Genomic DNA, 4853 nt, shown 5'->3' on the forward strand with positions numbered 1-4853 from the left:
GGTAGAGCAACGCAGCATCAGCACAAAAGACACAGGGCATGGCACCAAGATTTGCCTGGCGGCTTTAGCGCGGTGGTCCCACCTGACCCCATGCCGAACTCAGAAGTGAAACGCCGTAGCGCCGATGGTAGTGTGGGGTCTCCCCATGCGAGAGTAGGGAACTGCCAGGCATTAATTAAGTGAAGAAGCCCTGAACGGAAGTTCAGGGCTTTTTTACGTCTGGAGATCGGTGAAATCCACATTAAAACCCACGAAAACACCCCACCCGTGACTAATTGATCGGGTAAACTACGGCCAGATAAATCAGTAAAGGCCGTGAAATGTCCAGCCCCCACACTTCTCTAAAAGCATTCCATACACTGGGTCTTGAGATCAGCGCACAAGCACTGTATATCTCAGACACACCCGAAGCCATTGTTACTGCATGGCAAGCTACTCAACAGGCGAATCAACCTTTTATCATTTTAGGTGAAGGCAGCAATGTGCTTTTCCTGGAAGATTTTCAGGGTGGCGTGATCATTAATGCCATCAAAGGTATTTCACTGGAGGAAGAGGCTGAATCATGGCATCTACATATTGGAGCCGGGGAGAACTGGCACGAACTGGTTGAACATACTTTAAAGAAAGGTATTACCGGCCTGGAAAATCTTGCGTTGATTCCCGGCATGGCCGGTTCCGCGCCTATTCAGAATATTGGTGCGTATGGTGTGGAATTCAAAGATATTTGCCACTATGTCGATGTTCTTCATCTACCAACACAAAAAGTAAGTCGCCTGCATCGCGAAGCGTGTCAGTTTGGTTATCGTGACAGTATCTTCAAACACGAGATGAAGGAGAATTACGTCATTATTGCTGTCGGGCTCCGTTTGGCTAAGCAATGGAAGCCAGTGCTGAGTTACGGCGATTTAGCGAAACTTAATCCAGCCACCGTATGCGCATGGGATGTTTTCAATGCAGTTTGCCAAATGCGTCAGAGCAAATTACCCGATCCACGAGTAACGGGCAATGTAGGCAGCTTCTTTAAAAATCCCCTTATCACTCGTGAGTTAGCTACCGCTCTGTTAGAGAGATGGCCAGGGATGCCACATTATCCGCAGGCAAATGGTGATGTTAAATTAGCGGCAGGTTGGTTGATCGATCAATGTCATCTTAAGGGATATCAAGTAGGCGGTGCGGCGGTGCATCGTCAGCAGGCGCTGGTCTTGATCAATGAGAACCAAGCGACGCCAAAAGATATCGTTGATTTAGCACACGCAGTCCGAAATCTCGTAGGTGATAAATTTAATGTTTGGCTCGAGCCAGAGGTACGCTTCATTGGTGCTCAAGGCGAACGTAACGCCGTTGAGGTTATTTCATGAAAGATAATAGTGTTCCGCTGAAATTGGTCGCGCTATTGGCTGATGGAGAATTCCATTCTGGCGAGCAACTGGGTGAAGCATTGGGTATGAGCCGTGCAGCCATCAATAAGCATATCCAAACCCTGAAGAGTTGGGGTTTGGATGTCTACACCGTCACAGGTAAAGGGTACAGTCTGCCTGCACCTGTTCAGCTGCTGAATGAAGCCGATATTCTCTCGCATTTGCATCAGCCGGACTTAGATGTCATTCCTGTCATAGATTCTACCAACCAGTATCTGTTGGATCGAATGGATCAGTTGCCCTCGGGGCATGCCTGTATTGCGGAGTATCAGCAAGCAGGCCGTGGCCGCCGTGGCAGAAAATGGTTCTCTCCTTTTGGTTCAAATCTTTATCTTTCAATGTACTGGCGTCTTGAGCAAGGCCCCGCTGCAGCAATGGGTTTGAGCCTGGTCATTGGTATCGTGATGGCAGAGGTCATCCAGTCATTAGGCGTACCCGATGTGCGCGTTAAATGGCCCAATGATCTCTATCTGAATGATCGTAAATTAGCCGGTATCCTGGTCGAACTAACTGGAAAAACGGGTGATGCGGCGCAAATAGTCATGGGCGCAGGAGTCAATCTGGTGATGCGCTCAGAAGGAGCGTCCGAGATTAATCAGGGCTGGATTAATTTGCAGGAAGCGGGCGTAGAAATTGATCGCAATGAACTGGCCGCCAAAATCATCAACAGCCTGCGAGAAGCCCTGCCGATTTTCGAGCGCGACGGGTTGGCACCGTTTGTCGGACGTTGGGATGCACTAGATAACTTTATCAATCGCCCGGTTAAACTGCTGATTGGCGATAGAGAAGTTCATGGCATTGCACGTGGTATTGATAAGCAGGGTGGTTTACTACTTGAACAGGAAGACGAACTTAAATCCTGGGTTGGTGGTGAGATTTCCTTACGTCCTGGTAATTAGTGTGCGCTAACTTGAAAATAAAGTGCCCTGATAAAACAGGGCGCTTTAATATGTATCTTTATTTTCTCAGACGAACACTCTGCACGGCATGATCAGCAGATTTGGTCATAATCAGGCTGGCGCGCTCTCTGGTAGGAAGAATATTTTCATTAAGATTCAGCCAGTTAATTTCTTTCCATAATCCACGTGCAATATTTTCAGCCTCATCTTTGGGCAATTGGGAATAATGGTGGAAATAAGAATCTGGATCGCTGAAGGCACCTTCACGGAATTTTAAGAAACGATTGACGTACCAACGTTCTAATAATGTTTCGGGTGCATCGACATAAATTGAGAAGTCGACAAAATCAGAAACAAATACATGATGCGGATCGTGGGGATAATCCATGCCACTTTGCAGCACGTTTAAACCTTCCAGAATAAGAATATCAGGCTGCTGTACCACTTTATCGCCATCCGGGATCACATCATAAATAAGGTGTGAGTAAACCGGTGCTGTGACCTGATTCGCACCTGATTTTAAATCGGATACGAAATTTACCAGACGATGCATGTCATAAGATTGCGGGAAGCCCTTCTTCTTCATCAGCCCCCGTTCTTTCAGTACTGCATTGGGGTGTAAAAAGCCGTCAGTGGTAATCAACTCCACTTTGCGATGTTCTGGCCAGCGGCTAAGCAGCGCCTGCAGCACGCGCGCAGTTGTGCTTTTACCTACGGCAACACTGCCAGCAATACTGATGATATAAGGGATCTTTTGCCCGTTGGTGCCCAGAAACTGCTCCAGAACGGCCTGACGACGCAGGTTCGAACTGATATAAAAGTTTAGCAGGCGAGAGAGCGGTAAGTAGATCTCAGCCACCTCTTCTAATGAGAGATCTTCATTAATACCGCGCAGTCGTTCAATTTCGCCTTCAGCGAGTGTCATTGGCACTGAGTCGCGCAGGGCGGCCCATTGCGGACGGTCAAACTGCAAATAGGGCGTAGTCAGTGGTGTCGTTTTTTTACTCATAAGTGTGCATCTGACCGCAAATCCAGACTCATCAACACCTTGTAGCGTCTGGCATACAAGGATGCGTCGAGCTTAGTTGCACGTCATAGGGGGTAATTAACGAGAACAATGGGCTGGAGGGTAACACCAGTGTCACTTTAAAAAGAAGCAAATTGATAAACCTGAGCACGCTTTCGTAAGCGTGCCCGCATTTTTATTATTGCTTAGTTGCTTGTTACAACAGTTTTTGTTGCACCGACGCGTAAAGACTTTTCAGATTATCCCTCGCTAACAACTTTGTGCGCCGTCAAACAACGGATAATGCTTCTCTCATGACATGTCGAAACTGGCATCAGTTAACAAACAAACCTAAACGGTAATATGTTGGCGAAAAAATGTGCAATCAATCCCAGCTCAATAAAAAAGTTGCGATTTTTGAAATGCAGAATGGCGTTGTGTTTCTCAAGTGCGAGTGTCAAACCATAATAAGCCGCTGTGAATGACATAGCTAGATGGTGTAAAAACACACTATATTTGGGCGAAAATACTACAAATGATTGGCGGTTTGCGAGGTTTTGCACAAATAGTAAGCGATAGAACAATTTTGGCGATTTTTTTGTTGCATCCTGGGCTCGGTCTTCCCATAATGCGCTCCACTTGATGCCGGCTTAGCTCAGTTGGTAGAGCAACTGACTTGTAATCAGTAGGTCACCAGTTCGATTCCGGTAGCCGGCACCAATCAAGTAGGTGGGATTCCCGAGCGGCCAAAGGGAGCAGACTGTAAATCTGCCGTCACAGACTTCGAAGGTTCGAATCCTTCTCCCACCACCATCTCAACCTCTTGGTTGAGCGTCAGATAAAGTCTTTGTCTGGCGGGTGAGTTCATCTCTCTCACCTTCGAATTCAGATTGCGGAGTAACGCAATCAAAGTCGGTCAGAAACTCTGACAGGCTCGAATAATAGAAGGTCTTCTTTTATTATTCATAAGCTACAGAAAGAACAGGTAGCCGAGTTCCAGGACGCGGGCATCGTATAATGGCTATTACCTCAGCCTTCCAAGCTGATGATGCGGGTTCGATTCCCGCTGCCCGCTCCAGATGTGCTGATATGGCTCAGTTGGTAGAGCGCACCCTTGGTAAGGGTGAGGTCCCCAGTTCGAATCTGGGTATCAGCACCACTTCCTTTATCTCTCTCCTGATTCTCTCTCTGTAAACCAAACAGTCAGGCATTGCCTGGTTGATATGACGATATCTTCGATATATCCGTGTCTTAGAGGGACTAGCGATGGCTAAAGAGCAATTTCAGCGTAACAAACTGCACGTAAACGTCGGCACCATCGGTCACGTTGACCATGGTAAAACCACTCTGACTGCAGCTATCACCACCGTTCTGGCTAAAACCTACGGCGGTAAAGCAAGCAAATTCGATGAGATCGATAAGGCGCCAGAAGAGAAAGCACGTGGTATCACCATCAACACTTCTCACGTTGAATATGAAACCCCGTCACGCCACTATGCGCACGTTGACTGCCCAGGCCACGCCGACTAC

At 47.5% G+C, this 4853-nt stretch carries 4 protein-coding genes, 4 tRNA genes and 1 rRNA gene; 8 read left to right on the forward strand and 1 reads right to left on the reverse strand.

Annotated elements, in window-relative coordinates:
- Nucleotides 1-54: 54 nt before the first annotated feature.
- From rrf to birA, 3 genes are all read left to right on the forward strand, one after another.
- A 5S ribosomal RNA gene (gene rrf / locus HA51_RS26695) occupies nt 55-170 on the forward strand.
- Nucleotides 171-320: 150 nt separating this feature from the next.
- Entirely contained in the window at nt 321-1358 is a 1038-nt protein-coding gene (gene murB, locus HA51_RS26700; protein ID WP_084938434.1) for a UDP-N-acetylmuramate dehydrogenase, read from the forward strand.
- Nucleotides 1355-2317: a bifunctional biotin--[acetyl-CoA-carboxylase] ligase/biotin operon repressor BirA gene (birA, locus tag HA51_RS26705; protein ID WP_084938435.1), complete on the forward strand. Its 963-nt coding sequence runs from the start codon at nt 1355-1357 to the stop codon at nt 2315-2317. The genes murB and birA overlap by 4 nt, the downstream gene beginning before the upstream one ends.
- A 58-nt stretch (nt 2318-2375) precedes the next feature.
- Here the strand turns inward: birA and coaA are convergent, their stop codons facing one another.
- The gene (coaA, locus tag HA51_RS26710) at nt 2376-3326 is read right to left on the reverse strand and encodes a type I pantothenate kinase (RefSeq protein WP_084938436.1); all 951 of its coding nucleotides are present in this window, start codon (nt 3324-3326) and stop codon (nt 2376-2378) included.
- A 641-nt stretch (nt 3327-3967) separates the two neighbouring features.
- Here coaA and HA51_RS26715 point away from each other — a divergent pair.
- From HA51_RS26715 to HA51_RS26735, 5 genes are all read left to right on the forward strand, one after another.
- A tRNA-Thr gene (locus tag HA51_RS26715) sits at nt 3968-4043 on the forward strand.
- Nucleotides 4044-4051: 8 nt separating this feature from the next.
- Nucleotides 4052-4136, forward strand: a tRNA-Tyr gene (locus HA51_RS26720).
- Between the two features lie 190 nt (nt 4137-4326).
- A tRNA-Gly gene (locus HA51_RS26725) sits at nt 4327-4401 on the forward strand.
- A 5-nt stretch (nt 4402-4406) separates the two neighbouring features.
- Nucleotides 4407-4482, forward strand: a tRNA-Thr gene (locus tag HA51_RS26730).
- A 107-nt stretch (nt 4483-4589) separates the two neighbouring features.
- Nucleotides 4590-4853, forward strand: a 264-nt coding sequence (locus HA51_RS26735; protein ID WP_245840239.1) for a GTP-binding protein, incomplete at its 3' end; no start/stop codon positions are given.

This window comes from Pantoea rwandensis (genome assembly GCF_002095475.1).
Taxonomy (GTDB): domain Bacteria; phylum Pseudomonadota; class Gammaproteobacteria; order Enterobacterales; family Enterobacteriaceae; genus Pantoea; species Pantoea rwandensis.

Coding starts and splice junctions, on each gene's coding strand:
- murB (WP_084938434.1), top strand. CDS start 321: ATGTCCAGCCCCCACACTTCTCTAAAAGCATTCCATACACTGGGTCTT.
- birA (WP_084938435.1), top strand. CDS start 1,355: ATGAAAGATAATAGTGTTCCGCTGAAATTGGTCGCGCTATTGGCTGAT.
- coaA (WP_084938436.1), bottom strand. CDS start 3,326: ATGAGTAAAAAAACGACACCACTGACTACGCCCTATTTGCAGTTTGAC.